The sequence below is a fragment of the Janthinobacterium kumbetense genome (genome assembly GCF_023703445.1).
Lineage (GTDB): Bacteria > Pseudomonadota > Gammaproteobacteria > Burkholderiales > Burkholderiaceae_D > Janthinobacterium > Janthinobacterium kumbetense.
In genome coordinates, this window is the sequence record NZ_JAMQGR010000008.1 from 20,633 (window position 1) to 41,602 (window position 20,970).

21 protein-coding genes are annotated in these 20,970 nt (G+C 63.9%); 10 read left to right on the forward strand and 11 right to left on the reverse strand.

Features of this window, described 5'->3' with window-relative positions; genetic code table 11:
- Positions 1-48: 48 nt before the first annotated feature.
- The 3 genes from NCG91_RS20285 (at position 49) to NCG91_RS20295 (ending at position 1,099) form a co-directional block, all read left to right on the forward strand.
- Positions 49-240 (forward strand): YqaE/Pmp3 family membrane protein, encoded by a 192-nt coding sequence (locus NCG91_RS20285; RefSeq protein WP_077399393.1) that lies wholly within the window; start codon positions 49-51, stop codon positions 238-240.
- Between the two features lie 65 nt (positions 241-305).
- Positions 306-770: a carboxypeptidase-like regulatory domain-containing protein gene (locus tag NCG91_RS20290; RefSeq protein WP_251350973.1), complete on the forward strand. Its 465-nt coding sequence runs from the start codon at positions 306-308 to the stop codon at positions 768-770.
- Complete coding sequence (locus NCG91_RS20295) at positions 770-1,099, forward strand: hypothetical protein (protein ID WP_251351106.1); 330 nt, start codon at positions 770-772, stop codon at positions 1,097-1,099. Before NCG91_RS20290 ends, NCG91_RS20295 begins: the two co-directional genes overlap by 1 nt.
- Here the strand turns inward: NCG91_RS20295 and NCG91_RS20300 are convergent.
- The 4 genes from NCG91_RS20300 to gatC form a co-directional block, all read right to left on the reverse strand.
- Positions 1,092-2,129 carry an oxidoreductase gene (locus NCG91_RS20300; protein ID WP_251350974.1) on the reverse strand — a complete coding sequence of 346 codons (1,038 nt, stop codon included), beginning with the start codon at positions 2,127-2,129 and terminating at the stop codon, positions 1,092-1,094. The genes NCG91_RS20295 and NCG91_RS20300 overlap by 8 nt on opposite strands.
- 102 nt (positions 2,130-2,231) lie before the next feature.
- Complete coding sequence (gene gatB / locus NCG91_RS20305) at positions 2,232-3,707, reverse strand: Asp-tRNA(Asn)/Glu-tRNA(Gln) amidotransferase subunit GatB (RefSeq protein WP_354004631.1); 1,476 nt, start codon at positions 3,705-3,707, stop codon at positions 2,232-2,234.
- Positions 3,708-3,744: 37 nt separating this feature from the next.
- Positions 3,745-5,229 carry an Asp-tRNA(Asn)/Glu-tRNA(Gln) amidotransferase subunit GatA gene (gatA, locus tag NCG91_RS20310; RefSeq protein WP_251350976.1) on the reverse strand — a complete coding sequence of 495 codons (1,485 nt, stop codon included), beginning with the start codon at positions 5,227-5,229 and terminating at the stop codon, positions 3,745-3,747.
- A gap of 53 nt (positions 5,230-5,282) precedes the next feature.
- Positions 5,283-5,585 carry an Asp-tRNA(Asn)/Glu-tRNA(Gln) amidotransferase subunit GatC gene (gene gatC / locus NCG91_RS20315; protein ID WP_077399414.1) on the reverse strand — a complete coding sequence of 101 codons (303 nt, stop codon included), beginning with the start codon at positions 5,583-5,585 and terminating at the stop codon, positions 5,283-5,285.
- A 350-nt stretch (positions 5,586-5,935) separates the two neighbouring features.
- Between gatC and NCG91_RS20320 the strand changes: the two genes are divergently transcribed.
- The 6 genes from NCG91_RS20320 to NCG91_RS20345 all read left to right on the forward strand — a co-directional run bounded on the left by NCG91_RS20320 (position 5,936) and on the right by NCG91_RS20345 (position 12,842).
- Positions 5,936-6,979 carry a rod shape-determining protein gene (locus tag NCG91_RS20320; protein WP_010393186.1) on the forward strand — a complete coding sequence of 348 codons (1,044 nt, stop codon included), beginning with the start codon at positions 5,936-5,938 and terminating at the stop codon, positions 6,977-6,979.
- Between the two features lie 109 nt (positions 6,980-7,088).
- Positions 7,089-8,171: a rod shape-determining protein MreC gene (gene mreC, locus NCG91_RS20325; RefSeq protein ID WP_251350977.1), complete on the forward strand. Its 1,083-nt coding sequence runs from the start codon at positions 7,089-7,091 to the stop codon at positions 8,169-8,171.
- The gene (gene mreD / locus NCG91_RS20330) at positions 8,168-8,680 is read left to right on the forward strand and encodes a rod shape-determining protein MreD (RefSeq protein WP_077399420.1); all 513 of its coding nucleotides are present in this window, start codon (positions 8,168-8,170) and stop codon (positions 8,678-8,680) included. The genes mreC and mreD overlap by 4 nt, the downstream gene beginning before the upstream one ends.
- 12 nt (positions 8,681-8,692) lie before the next feature.
- Positions 8,693-10,663: a penicillin-binding protein 2 gene (gene mrdA, locus NCG91_RS20335; protein WP_077399423.1), complete on the forward strand. Its 1,971-nt coding sequence runs from the start codon at positions 8,693-8,695 to the stop codon at positions 10,661-10,663.
- A gap of 8 nt (positions 10,664-10,671) precedes the next feature.
- Positions 10,672-11,787, forward strand: coding sequence for a rod shape-determining protein RodA (gene rodA, locus NCG91_RS20340; protein WP_077399426.1), 1,116 nt, complete (start codon positions 10,672-10,674; stop codon positions 11,785-11,787).
- Positions 11,787-12,842 (forward strand): septal ring lytic transglycosylase RlpA family protein, encoded by a 1,056-nt coding sequence (locus NCG91_RS20345; RefSeq protein ID WP_099665542.1) that lies wholly within the window; start codon positions 11,787-11,789, stop codon positions 12,840-12,842. Before rodA ends, NCG91_RS20345 begins: the two co-directional genes overlap by 1 nt.
- A gap of 137 nt (positions 12,843-12,979) precedes the next feature.
- Here the strand turns inward: NCG91_RS20345 and NCG91_RS20350 are convergent, their stop codons facing one another.
- Genes NCG91_RS20350 through argS form a run of 7 tightly spaced genes read right to left on the reverse strand, consistent with a single transcriptional unit; the run spans position 12,980 to position 19,166 of the window.
- Entirely contained in the window at positions 12,980-13,678 is a 699-nt protein-coding gene (locus NCG91_RS20350) for an SPOR domain-containing protein (protein WP_099665541.1), read from the reverse strand.
- Entirely contained in the window at positions 13,672-14,430 is a 759-nt protein-coding gene (locus tag NCG91_RS20355) for a type III pantothenate kinase (protein ID WP_251350978.1), read from the reverse strand. Before NCG91_RS20355 ends, NCG91_RS20350 begins: the two co-directional genes overlap by 7 nt.
- Before the next feature lie 4 nt (positions 14,431-14,434).
- Complete coding sequence (locus tag NCG91_RS20360) at positions 14,435-15,229, reverse strand: biotin--[acetyl-CoA-carboxylase] ligase (protein WP_251350979.1); 795 nt, start codon at positions 15,227-15,229, stop codon at positions 14,435-14,437.
- A gap of 10 nt (positions 15,230-15,239) precedes the next feature.
- Positions 15,240-16,001 carry an SDR family oxidoreductase gene (locus NCG91_RS20365; protein WP_099665538.1) on the reverse strand — a complete coding sequence of 254 codons (762 nt, stop codon included), beginning with the start codon at positions 15,999-16,001 and terminating at the stop codon, positions 15,240-15,242.
- 37 nt (positions 16,002-16,038) lie between these two features.
- Positions 16,039-16,710, reverse strand: coding sequence for a thiol:disulfide interchange protein DsbA/DsbL (locus NCG91_RS20370; protein WP_099665537.1), 672 nt, complete (start codon positions 16,708-16,710; stop codon positions 16,039-16,041).
- A gap of 9 nt (positions 16,711-16,719) precedes the next feature.
- Complete coding sequence (locus tag NCG91_RS20375) at positions 16,720-17,436, reverse strand: SPOR domain-containing protein (protein WP_251350980.1); 717 nt, start codon at positions 17,434-17,436, stop codon at positions 16,720-16,722.
- Positions 17,437-17,456: 20 nt separating this feature from the next.
- The gene (gene argS, locus NCG91_RS20380; protein ID WP_251350981.1) at positions 17,457-19,166 is read right to left on the reverse strand and encodes an arginine--tRNA ligase; all 1,710 of its coding nucleotides are present in this window, start codon (positions 19,164-19,166) and stop codon (positions 17,457-17,459) included.
- Positions 19,167-19,542: 376 nt separating this feature from the next.
- Between argS and rsmB the strand changes: the two genes are divergently transcribed.
- Positions 19,543-20,964, forward strand: a complete 1,422-nt coding sequence (gene rsmB, locus NCG91_RS20385; RefSeq protein ID WP_099665534.1) for a 16S rRNA (cytosine(967)-C(5))-methyltransferase RsmB — start codon at positions 19,543-19,545, stop codon at positions 20,962-20,964.
- The last annotated feature ends 6 nt before the right edge of the window (positions 20,965-20,970 follow it).

Here is a 20,970-nt window from a genome sequence, read left to right on the forward strand (position 1 = left end):
ATGCCGGCCCGGTCCCCGCGGCGCAGGGGAATACTGAAGGAACGAACGATGCGCTTGCTGATTGCCCTGATATTCCCGTGGCTGACCTTTTTCACGATCGGCCGTCCGATCGCCGGCATCATTTGCCTGATCCTGCAAATCACCTTGATCGGCTGGCTGCCAGCGACGATCTGGGCCGTATATGCGCTGAGCCAGTTCAAGACGGACCAGAAGATCGCCGAGGCCATGCGCCGGCGTTGATGGTTTCCTAAGTCCTGCCTAAGCTGCGCTTCCTATCTTGATTCAACCGACACGAGGAGAGTGAGATGGCATCAAACAGACGCGGTACCCTGGGCCTGGCGGCGGCAGTGCTGGCCGCCGGGCTGTTGCTGGGAAGTGCGGCGCAGGCGCAAGCGGATAACGCACTGCCGCCCGTGCAGAAGAGCGGGGCGGTGGAGTACCTGAGCGGCGGCATCGGCCTCGACGAGTCGACGGCCATCAAGAGCGCCAGCCGGCATTGGCCATTGAGCCTGGTGTTTTCCGTGCAGGCGGCAGGCAAGGCGGAATTTGCCTCCGACGTGAAGCTGCAGATCAGCGATGCCAAGGGGATGTCGGTGCTGGAAACGTCGGCCAGCGGACCGTTCCTGCTGGCGAAACTGCCGCCGGGCAACTACAGCTTGCGCGCCACCCTGGCCGGCAAGACGTTGGAGCGCAAGGTGCAGGTCAAGGCGGGCAGCTCCGCGCGCGTGGAGCTGGTCTGGCCGGCGGGAACGAACCAGGGCCGGCCTTGATGCCGGGCGATGGCAAGGCGCCCGAGCGGGGCGTGCCGGCGCGCGGTTTGTCTGCCCATATCCTGCCCACGTCGGCGACGATGGTCGGCGTATGCATGACGGTGCTGTCGATCGGCCACCTGGCGCCGCGCGGCGAGGTGCGCGTGGCGATCGACAAGCTGCTGGCCGTCGATGCCATCGTCTTTCTCGTCAGCGCCGTGCTTTCGTTCATGTCGCTGCGCCCCGGCCAGTCGCGCTTGTGCTACGAATGGTGGGGCGAACTGCTGTTCATTTGCGGCCTGGCCCTGTTGGCGCTGGGCGCCGTGGTGCTGGCCTTCGTCATCAACTGACCTTGAGTACGCGCCCTTCGGTGGCGCTTTGCAGCGCCAGTTCGATCAGACGTATCGTCGCCGCCGCATCTTCGGCTGCCACGGGCGCCGGTGCGCCGTGGCGGATGGCGTCGGCCATGCCCTGGTAAAAGTCCTGGTAGCGGCCCGCCTGCATCTCGAGGTGTTCGAAATGGCCGTCCGGCTGCGTGCCCAGGTGCAGGGCGCCGCGCACGGGATCCACGCCCCAGCCGGGTTGGCCCGGCCTGCCGCCTGCCTTCAGGGCGTCTTCCTGCGGGTCGAGGCCAAACTTCACAAAACTGCCTTTGTCGCCATGCACGGCGAAGCGCGCCGTCGGTGCCTTTACCAGGCAACCCGCTTGCAGCACCACGCGCAGCCGGTCGTAGTACAGCACAAGGTGCATATAATCTACAGCCTGCGCGCCGTCGCGCTGCAGGGCGATATCGGCGTACAGTTTTTCCGGCTGACCGAACAGCTGCATGGCCTGGTCCAGCATGTGCGGACCCAGGTCGTACAGCAAGCCGCCGCCCGGTGCGCCAGACTCGCGCCAGCGCTGGCGGATCTCGGGACGGAAGCGGTCGAAATGCGACTCGACGCTGGCGATGCGCCCCAGGGTACCCTGCGCCAGCAGCGTTTTGAGGGTCAGGAAGTCGCCATCCCAGCGCCGGTTGTGATACACGCTGAGCACCAGCTTGCGCTCTTTGGCCAGCGCGATCAGGCTCTGTGCTTCAAAGCTGGAAATGGTAAAGGGCTTGTCCACCACCACGTGCTTGCCCGCCTGCAGGGCCGCTTGCGCCAGGCTGAAATGCGCCTCATTGGGCGCGGCGATGACGACCAGTTCGATGGACGGATCGGCAAACAGCTGCGCGGGCTCGGCATACACGGTCGCGTGCGGCCAATCCTTGTGCACGAGCTCCGGTTTGCTGGAAGCGACGGCGGCCAGTTCCAGGGCCTCGATGGCGGACAGCACGGGAGCGTGGAAGGTAGAGCCGGCAAAGCCGTAGCCGACCAGGCCGGTTTTGATCTTGTTCATGGCGTATTCACAGGTGCGTGGAAGAATCCATGATCATACTGCAAGCGGGCGGCGCATAAAAAAAGGACGCCGCAGCGTCCTTTTGCATGCCTCTCGCGAAGATTACCCCGCCAGTTTGGCCTTCAGCAGTTCCGTCAGCTGGGCCGGGTTGGCCTTGCCCTTGGACGCTTTCATGGCCTGGCCGATCAGCGCGTTAATCGCCGCTTCCTTGCCGGCGCGGTACTGTTCCACCGACTTGGCGTTCGCCGCCAACACTTCATCGACGATGGCTTCCAGGGCGCCCGAGTCCGATATCTGCTTCAGGCCCTTGGCGTCGATGATGGTGTCGACCAGATTTTCGTCGTCCGACTTCGCTTCCCACATGCCGGCAAAGACTTCCTTTGCCGCCTTGTTCGAGATCGTGCCGTCGGCGATGCGCTTGAGCATGGCGGCCAGCTGCGCGGCGGAGACGGGGGCGTCGTCCAGGTCCACGCCTTCGCGGTTCAGGGTCGACGACACGTCGCCCATCAGCCAGTTGGCGGCGGCCTTGGCGTTTTCCTTGCCAGCCTTGTCGACCACGGCGACGAAGTAGGTGGCCATGGCTTTCGACTGCGTCAGCACCAGCGCGTCGTATTCCGGTAGCGCGTATTCGCTGATGAAGCGGGTGCGCATGGCGGCCGGCAGTTCCGGCATCGAGGCCTTGACCGTGTCGATCCACGCTTGCGAGATGACCAGCGGCGGCAGGTCAGGGTCCGGGAAGTAGCGGTAATCCTGCGCGTCTTCCTTGCTGCGCATTTCGCGCGTTTCCTTGCGGTCCGGATCGTACAGGCGCGTCGCTTGCACGACCTTGCCGCCTTCTTCGATCAGTTCGATCTGGCGGCGCACTTCCACGTGCACGGCTTCCTCGATGAAGCGGAAGGAGTTCAGGTTCTTGATTTCGCAGCGGGTGCCGAATTCCTTCTGGCCGACGGGGCGCACGGAAACGTTGACGTCGCAGCGGAACGAACCTTCCTGCATGTTGCCGTCGCAAACGCCCAGCCACATGACCAGCGAGTGCAGGGCCTTGGCGTAGGCCACGGCTTCGGCGGCGCTGCGGATTTCCGGTTCCGAGACGATTTCCAGCAGCGGCGTGCCGGCGCGGTTCAAGTCGATGCCGCTCATGCCCGCGTAGTCTTCATGCAGCGATTTGCCCGCGTCTTCTTCCAGGTGGGCGCGCGTCAGGTTGACCGTCTTGGTGACGAATTCGCCATCCTTTTCATAGCCGAAGGTCAGGGCGCCACCGATGACGACGGGGTCCTCGAACTGGCTGATCTGGTAACCCTTGGGCGAATCGGGATAAAAATAGTTTTTGCGCGCGAAGACCGAGTGCGGCGCGACGGTGGCGCCGACGGCCAGGCCGAAGCGGATGGCGCGGTCGACGGCTTGCTTGTTCATCACCGGCAGCACGCCTGGCAGCGCCAGGTCGACGGGGCTCGCTTGCGTGTTGGCGTCGGCGCCGTACTTGATCGGCGAACCGCTGAAAATTTTGGATTCGGTCGTGAGCTGAACGTGGTTCTCAAGACCGATGACGACTTCCCATTGCATAGTGTTCTCGCTTATTTTTTGGTGGCGCCGCCTGGGCGGCGCGAATTATTTCTTAAATGCCTGCCGGGCTGCGCGTATGCCAGTCCGTCACTTGCTGGAACTGGTGGGCCACGTTCAGCAATTTGGCTTCGCCAAAGTAATTGCCGATGATTTGCAGGCCGACGGGGCGCTTGGCGTTCTTTTCGCCCTCGCCGAAACCACACGGGATCGACATGCCGGGCAGGCCGGCCAGGCTGGTCGACAGGGTGTAGATGTCGGCCAGGTAGTTCGCCACCGGGTCGTCCGTCTTGTCGCCCAGGTCCCAGGCGACGGTCGGCGCGACGGGGCCCATGATGACGTCGCAGACGGCGTTCGGGCCATTGAGCACGGCGTCGAAATCCTGCGCGATCAGGCGGCGGATCTTTTGCGCCTTCAGGTAATAGGCGTCGTAGTAGCCGTGGCACAGCACATAGGTGCCGACCATGATGCGGCGTTGTACTTCGGGTCCGAAGCCCTGTGCGCGCGACTTCTTGTACATGTCCTGCAAGTCCTTGTACTCGGTAGCGCGGTGGCCGTAGCGCACGCCGTCATAGCGCGACAGGTTCGACGACGCTTCGGCCGGCGCGATCATGTAATAGGCGGGAATCGACAGGGCGGTGTTCGGCAGCGAGATGTCGACCAGGGTGGCGCCCAGCTTTTCATACTGCGCCAGCGCGCCGCGCACGGCTGCTTCCACGTCCTTGGCCAGGCCTTCGCCGAAGTATTCGCGTGGCACGCCGATGCGCAAGCCCGTCAGCGGCTGGCCCAGTTCACGCGAAAAATCTTCCGCCACGCCGCCCTGTTCCGGCGACAGGCTGGTCGAGTCGCGTTCGTCGAAGCCGGCCATGGCGCTCAAGAGCAGGGCGCAGTCTTCGGCCGAGCGGGCCATCGGGCCGCCCTGGTCCAGCGACGAGGCAAAGGCGATCATGCCGAAGCGCGAGACGCGGCCATACGTCGGCTTGATGCCGGTGATGCCGCAAAACGCGGCTGGCTGGCGGATCGAGCCGCCCGTGTCGGTGCCGGTGGCGGCCGGCGTCAGGCCAGCCGCCACGGCGGCGGCCGAGCCGCCGGACGAGCCGCCTGGTACGGCCGTCTTGTCCCACGGGTTTTGCACGGCGCCGAAGGCCGAGTTCTCATTGCCGGAGCCCATGGCGAATTCATCGCAATTGACCTTGCCCAGGGTGACCATGCCGGCGGCCTGGAATTTTTCCACCACGGTGGCGTCAAACGGACTGGCGTAGTCGGCCAGCATTTTTGAGCCGGCTGTCGTGCGCCAGCCTTTCGTGACGAACAAATCCTTGTGCGCGATCGGCACGCCCGTCAAGGGCGTGGCCGTGCCGGCGGCGATGCGCGCGTCGGCCTCGGCAGCTTGCGCCAGGGTCAGGGCACGGTCGACGTGCAGGAAGGCGTTCGAGGTGTCCGCTTCGATGCGGTCGAGGAAATGCGTCGCCAGTGCAACGGCGGAAATTTCCTTGTTCTGCAAAAGCGTGGACAGCTGTTTGATGGATTTTGTATGCATGGCGTTTCTATTTTGATATTCGGCAAAAAGGCGGGAACAGCGCTATGGCGTGTTTACTCGATGACCTTGGGCACGAGATACAGGCCATCCTGTACCTTCGGCGCCACGGCCTGGTAGGCGTCGCGGCGGTTCTGTTCCGTGGCGATATCGTCGCGCAGGCGCAGGGCAATATTGTCCATGTGGGCGGCCAGCGGGTGGCTCAGGGGCGCCACGCCATCGGTATTGACGGCTTGCATTTGTTCCGCGAGTGCAAAAATCTTGTTCAATTGGGCCAAAGACGTGACGGCCTGGTCGTCGGCCATTTCAAGTTGGGCCAGGTGGGCGATGCGTTTTACGTCGGAGAGTGTCAGGGACATGGCGAATGGCGCGGAGTGCCGCGCATTAGTATTAAGTTGGCGTTTTGATAAAACGCGGGTATTTACTGCTATTTTGCTCACAAAAATCGAGGAATGCCGCGTAACTCGCGGCTGCAAGAGTCGCACTTTTCCATGGTTTTTGAGCAAATCGCATTCAAATTATAAGGTAGAATGGCGGGTTAATGCGTTGCCGGCGCTGATGGACTGCTGCCGCAGCATAGAAAAGATTGCGCAAGCGCCAAGCGAAACCCGGAAAAATCGCCTTTTGGATTTTCAGGGTGCCTGAAAGCGCCCGCTTTGAAACTCCCCATAAACAGCTTTTGCGCAGCTCGATGCGCTACAGGACACTCATGTTTGGTTTTTTACGCAGGTATATCTCCACCGATCTGGCCATTGACTTGGGCACGGCCAACACCCTTATTTATGTACGCGGCCTCGGTATCGTCCTGGACGAGCCATCCGTTGTCGCCATCCGCCAGGAAGGCGGTCCGAATGGCAAGAAGACCATTCAGGCAGTCGGCAAGGAAGCCAAGCAGATGCTGGGCAAGGTGCCGGGCAATATCGAAGCGATTCGTCCGATGAAAGATGGCGTGATCGCCGACTTCACCGTCACCGAGCAGATGCTCAAGCAATTCATCCGCATGGTGCACGACTCGAAATTCTTCCGTCCATCGCCGCGCATCATCATTTGCGTGCCGTGCGGTTCGACCCAGGTCGAACGCCGCGCCATCCGCGAATCGGCCCTGGGTGCCGGCGCCTCGCAGGTGTACCTGATCGAAGAACCGATGGCAGCGGCCATCGGCGCGGGCTTGCCCGTGTCCGAAGCAACGGGCTCGATGGTGGTCGACATCGGCGGCGGCACCACCGAAGTGGGCATCATCTCGCTGGGCGGCATGGTCTACAAGGGTTCCGTGCGCGTCGGCGGCGACAAGTTCGATGAAGCCATCGTCAACTACATCCGCCGCAACTACGGCATGCTGATCGGCGAACAGACGGCTGAAGCCATCAAGAAGGCCATCGGTTCGGCCTTCCCTGGTTCGGAAGTGAAGGAAATGGAAGTCAAGGGCCGCAACCTGTCCGAAGGCATCCCGCGCTCGTTCACCATCTCCAGCAACGAGATCCTCGAAGCGCTGACCGATCCGCTGAACAACATCGTCTCGGCCGTGAAGAACGCGCTGGAACAGACGCCGCCGGAACTGGGCGCCGACATCGCCGAAAAAGGCATGATGCTGACGGGCGGCGGCGCACTGCTGCGCGACCTGGACCGCCTGCTGATGGAGGAAACCGGCCTGCCGGTGCTGGTGGCCGAGGACCCGCTCACCTGCGTGGTGCGCGGTTCCGGGATGGCACTGGAACGTATGGACAAGCTCGGCTCGATCTTCTCCTACGAATAATCTGACAGAAGGGCCGGAAACCAACTCCGGCCTTTTTTTGGTTTTGGCGCCGGCGTCTGACCGGGGCCTGCACGTTGGCGCACTGCGCCTGGCCTGATTATTGGAAGTCATGGAATACAGTCCTCCGCCACTTTTCAAACAAGGCGCCTCCGCCCGCGTCAAGATGATGGTGTTCGCCGGCATTTCAATCGCCCTGCTGCTGGTCGATTCGCGCATGCACGCGCTGACGGCCGTGCGCCAGGCCGTCGGCACCGTGCTGTATCCGGTGCAGATGGCGGCCCTGGTGCCGCGCGATGTGGCGCTTGGCGTCGGCAATTACTTTTCTTCGCTGTCCGCCCTGGAAAAACAGGTGCGCGACCTGAAACACGAGCAAATCGCCTCGGCGCAGATCCTGCAGCAGGCGCAGCTCAATATCGTTGAAAACAACCACCTGCGCAAATTGATGGAAGCGCGCGAGCGCGTTCCCGTCAAGACCATGATGGCCGAAGTCCTGTATGACACGCGCGATTCGGCCACGCGCAAGATCGTGCTCGATCGCGGTATCCAGCATGGCGTGGAACTGGGCCGTCCCGTGATCGACAACCTCGGCGTGGTGGGGCAAGTCACGCGCGTGTTCCCGTTCACCTCCGAAGTGACCCTGCTGACCGATGAAGAGCAAGCCATTCCCGTGCAGCTGTTGCGCAACGGCGTGCGCAGCGTGGCCATCGGCCGTGGCAAGTCCGGCACCATGGAGCTGCGCTTCACGGCCCCCAGCGCCGACATCCAGATCGGCGACATCGTCATTACCTCGGGCCTCGACGGCCTGTACCCGGCCGGCCTGGCCGTGGCGCGCGTGACCCTGGTCGAGCGCAATGCGCATGGCCCGTTCGGCCGCGTCGTGTGCCAGCCGCTGGCCGGCATCGAGCGCAACACCCAGCTGCTCATCTTGATGACGTCGCCGGACATTCCACCGCGTCCGCCCGCCGAAGAAGTCAAGACGGGCCGCAAGATCGCCGGCAAGATGGCGCCGATCAAGGACCCTGCCAAGGAGCCTGCGGCTGCCGCTGCGACACCACCTGCCGCCAATACGGCCGCAGTGCCGGCCGCGAAACCGCCTGCGAGCCCTGCACCGAAACCGGCGGCGCCTGCAGGACCTGTACCAACACCTGTACCAACACCTGCCGCCGTGCCACCGAAGGAAGCGACACGATGAACCGCCCGCATTACATCCTGCTGCCGGTCAGCCCCCTGTTCATCGGTTTTTCCCTGCTGTGCGCTTTTTTGCTGAATTTGCTGCCGTGGGGGCAGTTCGTCGGCGTGCCCGATTTCGTCGCCCTGGTGCTGGTCTTCTGGGGCATCCACCAGCCGCGCAAGGTCGGCATCGGCGTGGCGTTCTTCATGGGTCTGATGATGGACGTGCACGATTCGACCCTGCTGGGCGAGAATGCGCTGGCCTACACCTTGCTGTCGTATTTCGCCATCATGATGCACCGCCGCGTGCTGTGGTTCCCCATCCTGACGCAGGCGCTGCACGTGCTGCCGCTGCTGCTGCTGACGCAGGCGCTGCAATTGCTGACGCGGCTGATCGTCTCGGGCCGTTTCCCCGGCTGGCTCAATTTCATCGAGAGCTTCGTCGCCGTGGCCCTGTGGCCCCTCGTCACGTGGATCCTGCTGGCACCGCAGCGCCGCGCCGTGGACCGTGACCACAACCGGCCGATCTGACGAGCGCCTGCCATGACTGAACTCAAGAACACCGAGCGCGAACTGCATTTTTTCCGCATGCGCCTGACCATCCTGGGCGCGCTCGTCTTCGTCTGCTTTTCGCTGCTGCTGGCGCGTTTCATCTGGCTGCAGGTGATCAAGCACGAGGATTACGCCACCAAGGCCGAGGACAACCGCATCGCCGTGGTGCCCATCGTGCCCACGCGCGGCCTGATCCTCGACCGCAACGGCGTGGTATTGGCGCGCAATTACTCGGCCTATACGCTGGAAATCACGCCATCGAAATTGAGCGCCAGTCTCGATTCCGTGATCGACGAGCTGTCGACCCTGGTGCAGATCGACATCAAGGACCGCCGCCGCTTCAAGAAGCTGCTGGAAGAATCGAAGAACTTCGTCAGCGTGCCTCTGCGCACGCGCCTGACGGACGAGGAAGTGGCGCGCTTCACGGCGCAGCGTTTCCGCTTCCCAGGCGTCGAGGTGCAGGCGCGCCTGTTCCGCCAGTATCCGATGGGCGAAATCGCTTCGCACGTGGTGGGCTTCATCGGCCGCATCAACCGCAATGAAGCCAAGGCGCTGGAAGAGGGCGAGGACGCGGCCAACTACAACGGCACTGACCATATCGGCAAGGAAGGCCTGGAAAAAAGCTACGAGAAACAGCTGCATGGCACCACCGGCTACGAAGAGGTGGAAGTGTCGGCCGGCGGGCGCGCCATGCGCACCCTGTCGCGCACTGCGGCCACCCCAGGCAACAACCTGATCCTGTCGATCGACATCGAACTGCAAAAAGTGGTCGAGGAAGCGTTCGGCGAATGGCGCGGCGCGGCCGTGGCCATCGACCCGGCCACGGGCGACATCCTCGCCTACGTCTCCAAGCCAGGCTATGACCCCAACCTGTTCGTCGACGGCATCGACCAGCAAAGCTGGAATGAGCTCAATACCTCGCTGGACCGGCCGATGGTCAACCGCCCCCTGTCCGGCACCTACGCGCCCGGCTCGACCTTCAAGCCCTTCATGGCGCTGGCCGCGCTGGAATTGGGCAAGCGCACGCCGAGCCAGTCGATTTCCGATCCCGGTTTCTTCATCCTCGGCGGGCATACCTTCCGCGACGATAAGGTGGGCGGCCATGGCACGGTGGACATGCACAAGTCCATCGTCGTCTCGTGCAACACCTATTACTATCAGCTGGGCCGCGACATGGGCATCGACGCCATCCACGACTTCATGAAGCCGTTCGGTTTCGGCCAGTTGACGGGCATCGACCTGAATAACGAAAAGACGGGCGTGCTGCCGTCGACGGAATGGAAGCGCAATCGCTTCAAGACGCCGCAGCAGAAAAAATGGGTGGGCGGCGACACGATTTCGGTGAGTAACGGCTCCGGCTACAACTCGTATACGCCGCTGCAGATCGCCCACGCGACGGCCAACCTGGCCAATAACGGCGTGGTGATGAAACCGCATCTGGTGAAGATCATCGAAGACGCCGCCACGCGCGCGCGCACCCTGACGGTGCCGAAGGAAAGCTACCGCATCGCGCTCAAGCAGGAAAACATCGACATCATCAAGCGCGCCATGGTGGGCGTGACCAGCGAGCAAGGCGGCACGGCCGCACGCATCTTCACCGGCGTGCAGTACACGGTGGGTGGCAAGACGGGTACGGCGCAGGTGGTGGGCATCAAGAAAAACGAGAAGTACAATGCCAAGCTGCTGGCCGAACGCCTGCGCGACAACGCCTTGTTTACGGCCTTCGCGCCGGCCGACAAGCCGCGCATCGCGATTGCCATCGTGGTGGAAAACGCCGGCTTCGGCGCCGGCGTGGCCGCGCCGATCGCGCGCAAGGCGCTCGACTACTACCTGCTGGGCAAGCGCCCAAGCGACAAGGAAAAGGACACCACCAAGGTGCCCAAGGAAGATGTCGACGAAGTGCGCACCCTGGAAGAAATTACGGACGAGCAAGCAGCCCCGACGGCACCTGCCAGACAATAAGGAAGCACATGCCCATTAACGAGAGGCGCTCGCTGTGGCGGCGCGCCAAACCCTATCTGGCGGTGTTCGATCCGCCGCTGATGATCATCATCCTGATGCTGCTCAGCACCAGCCTGCTGACCCTGTATTCGGCCAGCATCGGCATCCCCGGCAAGATCGAAGACCATTTGCGCAATATCCTGCTGTGCTTTTTCGTCATGTGGGTGGCGGCCAACGTCACGCCGCAGATGATGATGCGCATCGCCGTACCCGCCTATACGGTGTCGGTGATCTTGCTGGTGGCAGTGGCGCTGTTCGGCACCATCAAGCTCGGTGCGCGGCGCTGGCTGCATATCGGCGTGATCGACATCCAGCCGTCCGAATTCCTGAAGATCGCCACGCCGCTGATGCTGGCCTGGTTCTTCCAGCACAATGCGGGCGCCCTGCGCTGGAAATCGTTCGTGATGGCAGCCGTGCTGTTGCTGGCGCCCGTCTATCTGATCGCGCGCCAGCCCGACCTGGGCACGGCGCTGCTGGTGGTGGCGGCCGGCTTTACCGTCATCTTCCTGGCAGGTTTGTCGTGGAAGGTGCTGGCCGGCTTGCTGATCACTTTTGTTTCCTGCCTGCCGATCGCCTGGTCGCACCTGCATGATTACCAGCGCGACCGCGTGATGATGCTGATCGACCCGACCAAGGACCCGCTGGGCAAGGGCTTCCATATCATCCAGTCCATCATCGCCATCGGTTCCGGCGGCATGACGGGCAAGGGCTGGACACACGGCACGCAAGCCCACCTGGAGTTTGTTCCGGAACGCACGACCGATTTTATTTTTGCCGTATATTCCGAGGAATTCGGCCTGGTCGGTAACTTGATCCTGATGCTGATGTATTTGCTGCTGGTGGGACGGGGGCTGATGATCGCCGCCAACGCCCCCAGTTTTTTCACTCGCCTGCTGGCAGGAGCGATCACTATGATTTTCTTTACTTACGCCTTCGTCAACATGGGCATGGTCAGCGGCATCGTGCCGGTGGTCGGCGTCCCCTTGCCATTCCTCAGCTATGGCGGCACCGCGCTGCTGACCCTGGGCGTGGCCACCGGTATCCTGATGAGCATTCAGCGCCACCGCAAGCTGGTGCAGACCTGATGCGCGCGCCTTTCGATACCTTTGTCATGCGCGGGCCGAATGTTGCCACACTGCTGGCGGTCTTGCTGACCCTGGCCGCCTGCGGCACGACGCCGCAAAAGCCCGCATCGAATAACGTGCCGCTGCCATCCGGCGGCAAGGTCAAGTCCCCTGTGCGCCAGGATCCCACCTTGCCTGCGCTGCCGGCGGCCGGCTCCGGGCGTGGCGGCTACTACAAGGACGATGGCCCGGGCGACAATCCGCCGGCCAACCTGCGCGACGTGCCCGATGCGGAAGTGCGTAACGAGCCGTATTCCACGCGCTCGAACCGCCCGTATGTCGTCTTCGGCAAGACCTACACGCCGATCACCGATAACGAACCGTTCAAGCAGAAGGGCACGGGTACCTGGTATGGCAAGAAATTCCATGGCCAGCGCACCTCGTCCGGTGAAATCTACGATATGTACAAGATGACGGCGGCCCATCCGACCTTGCCGATTCCATCGTATGCGCGCGTGACGAGCATCGACAGCGGCGAGCAGGTGATCGTGCGCATCAATGACCGCGGACCGTTTCACGCCACGCGCGTGATTGACGTGTCCTACACGGCGGCGCTGAAGCTGGGTTTCCTCGGCAAGGGCAGCCACCAGGTGGTCGTCGAACGGCTGCTGCCAGCCGATATCGACGCCATCCTTGCGGCCCGTGCGGCGCCCAAGCCGGTGCCGTCCGTGGTGGCCATCTCCATCGACACGCCCGTGGAAACGGGCGCCGTGGTGCAGCCGGAAGTGTCGACGCAGATGCTGCCCGTCGATGCGACGGTGGCCATGCCGGCGCCGGCGGCGCTGGCCAGCGGGTTCTACTTGCAGCTGGGCGCCTACTCGCGCGCCGACAATGCGGAATCGGGACGTTCGCGCCTGGCGCCATACGCGGCAGCCCTCGGTACCCTGGGCGTGGTGCAGGCCGGTAACCTGTTCCGCCTGTACGGCGGACCGTTCTCCAGCCGCGCCGAAGCGGCCCGCGCGGCGGCGAACTTGCCGGAATCGACAGGCATCAAGCCTATCGTCATCCAGCGATAGGCTCGCCTGACGGTGCAAAGCACCTGATAAAACCGTAGCGAGCGGCAGCGATTTTTGGCTAAGAAGCGCAGCTGTGCTGGAGCACAGCGAGCATCGCAGGCTGCAAAGCGCGACGCGCAGTAGGTTTAGTCAGGTGCTTATTTGCAGTTGCGCAGTTCCTGGTCAGGGAACTGCGTTTTGATCTTTTCCAGACGCGCGCGCGTGACGGCGTCGAGGTCGCGGAACTGGTAAGCCATCTGCTTGCTGGCGCTGTAGCGCGGTGCGACGCGGGCGCTGTGCACGCCTTGTTTGTTGAGCGATGCCAGCTGGCTTTGCGCGCTGGTTTCCGACTTGAACACGCCCAGTGAAATGCCCCAGCGTAGCGGGCTGCTTTCATTCATGATGAAGTAATTCGTCACGCCCAGCTGCTTCAATTCGCCCGCCTTGCGGTCGGCGCCTTCCTTGCTGCCCTGCGGCGGGATGTACACCATGTAGCTGGAAATCTCCTGGCCGGCCACGTTGCGGCGCGACTGGCGGTCGCCCAAGTCCAGCGACGCCACTTGCGCTTCGAAGCGGCGCCCGTCAGCCAGCACGAAATTGCCCACTTCCGTACAGGCATACGATGTCGGTGGCGCCGGTGCGGCCGCCGCCGGCGTCACTGCCTCTTCGGCAGCAGGCGGCGCGGCGGGCGCCATGGCCTGCTCCTGCGTCAGCAAGGTGAGCTTGGTCGCCTGCAGCTGGTTTTTCAGGCGCGCCGGCTCGCGTGTCTCCGTGCGAAAACTGCCCAGATAGCCCTGGCCGATGGCCAGCACCAGCAGGTTGACGCCGGCCAGCAGCCAGAAGACGAATTTCAGCATGGGTGATTTCCTTGTGTTCCTGCAGCCCCGGCGCGTGCGGCCGCCTGCAGGCCGAGCATGACGACATTGTCGACCAGGTGCAGCGGCACCGCCAGCGCCAGGGCCGGTGCGATGCGCGATGCGGCGCCGCCCGACAGCAGGCAGGCGCTGGCGCCGTGCATGCGCACGGCCCGTTCGATGGCGCCTGCCTGGGCCGCCAGGCAGCCGGAGAGGATGGCGTCATTCGTGTTGTCGGCAAAGCCGGCCGGCAGCAGGGCGTCGCTGGCGATTTGCGGCAACTGCGCCGTGTTGCGCGCCAGCGAGCTGGCCATCAGTCCCAGTCCCGGCAAGATCATCCCGCCGAGGAAAACGCCATCGGCCGTGATGGCGTCGATGGTGGTGGCAGTGCCGCAATTGGCGACGATGACGGCCTGGCCAGGCGCCAGCGCGTGCGCGCCGATGGCGGCGGCAAAACGGTCGCAGCCCAGTTGCGACGGCGCGCGATAGCCGTTTTTTAGTCCCGCCAGCTGCGGCAGCGAGACAAAGTCGCGGGTAACGACCGGCAACATGGCGCGCAGGCGCGTGCCGATGATGGCGCCTGCCACGTTCGACAGCAGTGCTTCGCCGATGGCGAGTGACGCCCACTGCGCGGCCAGGGTGTCGATCTGCGCATGCGTGACGGCGCCGCTGGCCAGCCAGCCGCCGGCGGCGCTGTCGGCGGCCACGAGCGCCCATTTGATGCGCGTATTGCCGGCGTCGATCAGCAGCAGCATGCGCTTACTCCCCCGTCAGGCGCAGGGACACGTCGCCGGACATGATGTGCTGCAAGCCGTCCTCGCCGCGCAGCAGCAGCCGGCCCAGTTCATCCACGCCGGCCGCCACGCCTTGCTGCAGCAGTTGGCCATTGTCGAGCATTTTCACGTGCTGGCCTTGCCAGGCATGCAGTGCGTTCCAGCGTTCCGTGAAGGGTGCAAAGCCCGTGTCGTCGAATTCGGCCAGCACGCCGGCCAGGCGGCTCAGGAGCGCCGCCACCAGGGTATTGCGCTCCATTTGCGCCAGCCAGGGCACGGCCGAGACGCTGCGGCCGATCTGCCGTTCCAGCGCGTCTGGCATCAGCAGATTGATGCCGCAGCCGATGACGGCCCACACGCCACCGTCTGGCGTCTGCTGCGTCTCGACGAGGATGCCGGCCAGTTTATGTCCATCCTTGAGCAGGTCGTTTGGCCACTTCAGCTGCACCGGCACGCCCAGCGCTGTCATGGTTTCGGCCAGCGCCACGCCGACGGCCAGCGGCAGGCCGACCAGCCGGTGCAGCGGTCCCTTGAAGCGCCAGGCCAGCGAGAACATCAGGCTGGCGTCCGGTTGTGACACCCAGGGCCGCCCGGCGCGTCCCCGTCCGGCCGTTTGCTGGCCGGCGATGCGCAGGGTGGGGCCGGCCAGGGTGGCGCAGCGCGCCAGCAGGTCGGCGTTGGTCGATCCCGTTTCGTCGACCACTTCGATGGCCACGTGGGAGGCGCCTGTGGCGCAATGGGCGGCGATGGCCGCGCTGTTCAGGTCTGAGTGCTTCGTCATGGTGGTCAGTTCAGTTGCGCGCCTTGTGCGGCGCATTCGCGAAGGCCCGGTCGTAGACGGCATTGGGCAGCGCGCGCAGCAGCTTGGCGACGACGCCCATCTGCCACGGGATCACGCGGTAGCTGTCGCCGTCGGCGATGGCGCGCGCGGCGCGCACGGCGAATTTTTCGGCCGGCATCAGGAAGGGCATGCGGTAGGCGTTATGGCGCGTCATCGGCGTGTCGATGTAGCCGGGCGTGATGGTGACGACCTTGATGCCTGCCGGTTTGAGTTCGAGGCGCAGCGATTCGCAGTAGCTGATCACGGCCGCCTTCGAAGCGCTGTAGGCTTCCGCGCCGGGCAGGCCGCGGATGCCGGCCACGCTGCCGATGCCCACCAGGCGTCCGCTACCCTGGCTTTTCATGGTGGCGATGAAGGGGGCGAAGGTGGCGACGGTGGCCGTGACGTTGATGGCCATCAAACGGGCGAAGGCGTCGAGGTCTTCCGCATGTTCGGTCAAGGTGCCGTACGACACGCCGGCGCTGGCGATGACGACGTCGATGCCGCCGGCATGGGCGATGAAGTCGCCGGCCGCGCTTTTCAGGGCGGCGTGGTCGCACACATCGACGGCGTAGGCGCGGTGGCGTTCAGGGTGGGGCAGGGAGGCGATCAGTTGCTGCAGGGTGTCGCCGCGGCGGGCCAGCAAGCCCAGATGGGCGCCCTGGCGCGCGTACTGCAGCGCCAGGGCGGCGCCCAGTCCGCTCGACGCGCCCGTGATGAAAACGCGATGCATCAGGCGATGCCCGGGCGCGCCAGGGAAGTGGCCATGTTTATTTCTTTTCCGCTTTGGCTTTCGCGACCAGCACGTCCATCACGCTGAGCGCCTGGGCGTTCAGCTGCTCTTCGTTCTTGGCCGACTTGCTGCCCTGGTCGGCCTGCGAAGGGGAGGTGATGTAGCGGCCATCGATGGCGATCATGGGCCAGAACGTCACGTTATAACCCTGCATCATGGCGTCCGCGCGGCGCACGCGGGCCGAGACACCCATCGAACGGTAGGTGTCGATGAACTTCTGGCGGTCCACGCCCTGCTTGGCGACGAAGTCGAAGACGGCATCGTCGGTGTTCAGGCGGTTGCGTTCCACGTGCATGGCGTGGAAGACGCCGGTGTGCAGCTTGTCGACCAGACCCATGGCTTGCAGGGTGAAGAACAAGCGCTGCTGCGGCGCCACGCTGTCATCGCGCGACACGTGCACGCGCTTGAAGACGATGTTGTCGCCCTGTTTCTTGACCCAGGCTGCCAGCTGCGGTTCGAGCACGTTGCAATGGGGGCAGTAATAGGCGAAGAATTCCGTCACTTCGATTTTCTTGCCCGATTCCGTCGCCTGCGGCGTGGGCAGGGTTTCGTACTCGACGCCGTTCTTCGGCTCGGCCGGCGAGGCCGACGCCCCCATGGCGGCGGTGAACAGGGCGGCGGCGATCAGGATTTTCTTCAGAAAACGCATGCTGGTTCCTTATTTTTGGTTGCGGACGACGGCGACATCGATGCCGTTTTCAGACAGTTTGGTGCGTGCGCGGTTCATCGCCTCGAGCTGGTTGAACGGCCCGACCCGTACGCGGTGCAGCACGCCGGCGTCGGTGCTGCGGTCGCTGATGGCCGCTTCGAAGCCGAGCAGCGCCAGTTTTCCGCGCGTGCTTTCGGCGTCCGACATGTCATGGAAGGCGCCAGCCTGCAGATAATAAATCCATTTGTCGCTGGCTGCATCGGCCTTGGCCTCTTTCGCGTCGGCCTTGGCTTGCGGCGCGGGCGCTGCTGGTGCCGCCGTTGGCGTTTTCGGCGCCGGCTTGTCCTTCAATGTACCGATCAATTCCTGCAGCGCGTCCGGCGGCGGCGCCTTCGGCTGCTGCGCGGTGGCGGGCGCGGGCGCCGGTGCGGCAGGCTGCGTCGGCGTGGTGATCTCGCGTGGCTCCTTGGAGAAGTCGCGCGCCGCTTCCTTGGCCGCTTCCTTGTTGCCGTACATCGGCTTGTTCGGGTCGGCGATCTGACCGGCCGTCGGCTCGGCCGATTTGCCGGCCTTGCCCGACTTGTCGGTGAAGGGCGAGGCGCCCTTGGTGATCACCAGGGCGACCACCACGGCGATGCCCAGGCCGATGACCAGGCCGATGATGATGCCGACCAGGGTATTGCCCTGCTGGCGCCGGGACGAAGAGTAGCGGGAAGCGTGATTCATTGACGGTTTGACCTTCGCGATTACATTTTGTTTGGCGCGGACACGCCGATCAGTGCCAGGCCGTTGCGCAGTACCTGGCGCGCGGCGATGACGAGGGCCAGGCGGGCCATCTTGACGGCTTCGTCCTCGACCAGCACTTTTTCGGCGAAGTAGAAGCTGTGCAGGTTGGCGGCCAGGTCGCGCAGGTAGAAGGCGACTTGGTGCGGTCCCAGTTCGGCTTGCGCGCGTGCCAGCATTTCAGGGTAGGCGGCCAGGGTCGCCAGCAGGGTCGCTTCGGTCGGCGCCGTCAGCGGGGAAAGGTCGACGCTGGCGACCGTGCTGGCATCGCCGCCCCAGTTTTCCAGGATGCGGCAGATGCGCGCATGCGCGTATTGCACGTAATAGACCGGGTTTTCATCGGTGGTTTTCAGCGCCACGTCGACGTCGAAGACGAATTCCGTGTCCGCCTTGCGCGAGATCAGGAAGAAGCGCACGGCGTCGCGGCCCTTGGCGATGTCGCCGCCGCCCGACCATTCGATCAGGTCGCGCACGGTCACGTAGGAGCCGGCGCGCTTCGAAATCTTGACTTCTTCGCCATCCTTCATGACGGTGACCATCTTGTGCAGCACGTAGTCGGGGTAGCCTTGCGGGATGCCCATGTCGACCGCCTGCAGGCCGGCGCGCACGCGCGCGATGGTGCCGTGGTGGTCGCTGCCCTGGATATTGATGGCTTGCACGAAGCCGCGCTGCCATTTCACCAGGTGATACGCGACGTCCGGCACAAAATACGTGTAGGTGCCGTCCGTCTTGCGCATGACGCGGTCCTTGTCGTCGCCGAAGTCGGTGGTGCGCAGCCACAGCGCGCCATCCTGCTCATACGTGTGGCCCGCCTTGATCAAGGTTTCCACCGCGCTGTTGACCTTGCCGTCCGCATACAGCGACGATTCCAGGTAGTAATTGTCGAACTTCACGCCAAACGCCTGCAAGTCGATGTCTTGCTCGTTGCGCAGGTAGGTGACGGCGAACGGGCGGATCGAATCGATGTCTTCCACGTTGCCGTTGGCCGTCGCTGGCTGGCCGTCGCTGGCCGAGACCGTCTTGCCGGCCTTGAAGTCGTTGGCGATATCGGCGATGTAGTCGCCGTTGTAGGCGGACTCGGGCCATTCGGCGTCGCCCGGCTTGAAGCCGCGCGCGCGCGCCTGCACGGAATTGGCCAGGGTCTGGATCTGCACGCCCGCGTCGTTGTAGTAGAACTCGCGCGTGACCTGGTAGCCTTGCGCGTCGAACAGCGAGGACAGGGCGTCGCCCAGGGCTGCCTGGCGGCCGTGGCCCACGTGCAGCGGACCGGTCGGGTTGGCCGAGACGAATTCCAGGATGACTTGCTTGCCGGCGCCTGCCGTGCTGCGGCCATAGCTGTCGGCCTCGCTCAAGATGGTTTTCACCACGGCTTGCTTGGCGGCGGCGGACACGCGCACGTTGATGAAGCCGGGACCGGCGATTTCCACTGCCTCGACCAGGCCCTTGCCGGCCGGATTGGCCAGCACGGCCGTCACGATGGTTTGCGCCAGTTCGCGGGGATTCTGTTTCAGCTGCTTGGCCAGTTGCATGGCGATATTGCAGGCGACGTCGCCATGCGATGCATCGCGTGGTCGCTCGAGCACTACGCTAGGCGCAAGCGAGGTGCCGGCCAGGACGGGAGCGAGGGCGGCCTGGAACAGGGCGATGATTTCTTGTTTCTGTTGGGCGAGCATGAGCAGGATGGCGGTGGAACCGCGTTAAGAATGAATAGAATGAATCAAAAAGCAAAACGGACGGCCAGTACCCAAGCCGCCCAGACTGCGTTAATTATACTGGTTTGCTGCCGGGAACAATACGCCAGCCGGCAGTGTGCCCGTGCCGGCACTTTTCACGATATTATCAGGACAGCATGCCTATGTTGGTGCATGAAAACATCAGCATGGCGCATTCTGCTTGTATATATGCAGTTTTTTGCCGCAATTTACATGTATCGCTGCAATCGCTTGGGCCAGAGGGCGCCACAAACGCTACAATCGACCCTTTATTGATGACGCGCGGCCGCGACTTTGCCACCATGCAGCCCGCCGCGCGCAGCCACACCGGATAACTATGAACAAGCGCCCCACGCTGAAATTGAAAACCAAGCCGGCGCCAGGCCAGGCTCCTGCCGCACCGAAATTGCGTCCCAGCTACCATCCCGACCTGAAACCGGTCTTGCAGCCAGGCTTCCAACCCGATTTGCGCGCCGACTCGCTGGCGTTTTGCCTGCTCGGTGCGGCCAATGCCGTGGCGCAAGTGCGCACGGGCACGGCCCTGCCGCAGGCGCTGGCCAAGGTGTTTACGCAATCGAACGCCAGCCCGCAGGCGCGCGGCGCCATCCAGGATATTTCCTACCGTACCATGCGCCAGCTGGGCCGCAGCGAAACCCTGGTCGGCCTGATGACGTCGAAGGCGCCCGAGCCGCCGATGCTGGCCGCCCTGCTGTGCTGCGCGCTGTCGCTGATGTCGGCCGAGCCGGGCGAGCAGCCGTACGAAGAGTTTACCGTTGTCGACCAGGCTGTCACAGTGGCCACTTCGCATCCTGACCTGGCGCATGCCAAGGGCATGGTAAATGCCGTCTTGCGCCGTTTCTTGCGCGAGCGCAAATCCTTGCTGGAAGCGGCCCTGCAGCAACCTTTGGCGCAATGGAATTATCCGCAGTGGTGGATCGACTCGCTGCGCCTGGCTTATCCGCGCGACTGGCAAGCCATTCTGACGGCCGGCAATGCCGTGCCGCCCTTGACCCTGCGCGTGAATCGCCGCAAGAGCACGGTCGAAGCGTATCTGGCCGTGCTGGCGGAGGCGGGCATCGCCGCGCGCCAGGTGGGACCGTTCGCCGTGCGCTTGGACAAACCGATCGGCGTGGCGCTGATCCCCGGCTTCGAGCAGGGCGTCGTTTCCGTGCAAGATGCTGGTGCGCAATTGGCCGCGCCGCTGCTGGACTTGCAAGATGGCATGCGCGTGCTGGACGCCTGCGCTGCGCCCGGCGGCAAGACGTGCCACATCCTGGAGCTGGCCGACGTGCAAGTGACGGCCATCGATGCGGACGCCAAGCGCCTGCCGCGCATCGCGGAAAACCTCGAGCGCCTGGGCCTGGACGCCACCCTGAAGGCGCAGGATGCGCAATCGAGCGCGTGGTGGGACGGCCAGCAGTACGACCGCATCCTGGCCGACGTGCCGTGCACGGCCTCGGGCATCGTGCGCCGCCATCCCGATATTCGCTGGTTGCGCCGCAAGGGGGATGCGTTCCAACTTGCAACACTTTCCTCCAAAATTCTGGACAACCTGTGGCAGATGCTGCGCCCCGATGGTAAATTGCTGTTCGTGACATGTTCATTGTGGCCGCAGGAGTCCGAGGCACAGGCGGCGGCATTTGCGGTACGCAATAATGCGACCCGATTGACAGCGCCTGGCCAGCTGTTGCCGACTGGCAGCGCGGAGCAGGACCACGACGGTTTGTTCTATGCGCTATTCCAAAAAAATGCGGCTTGAGCGATT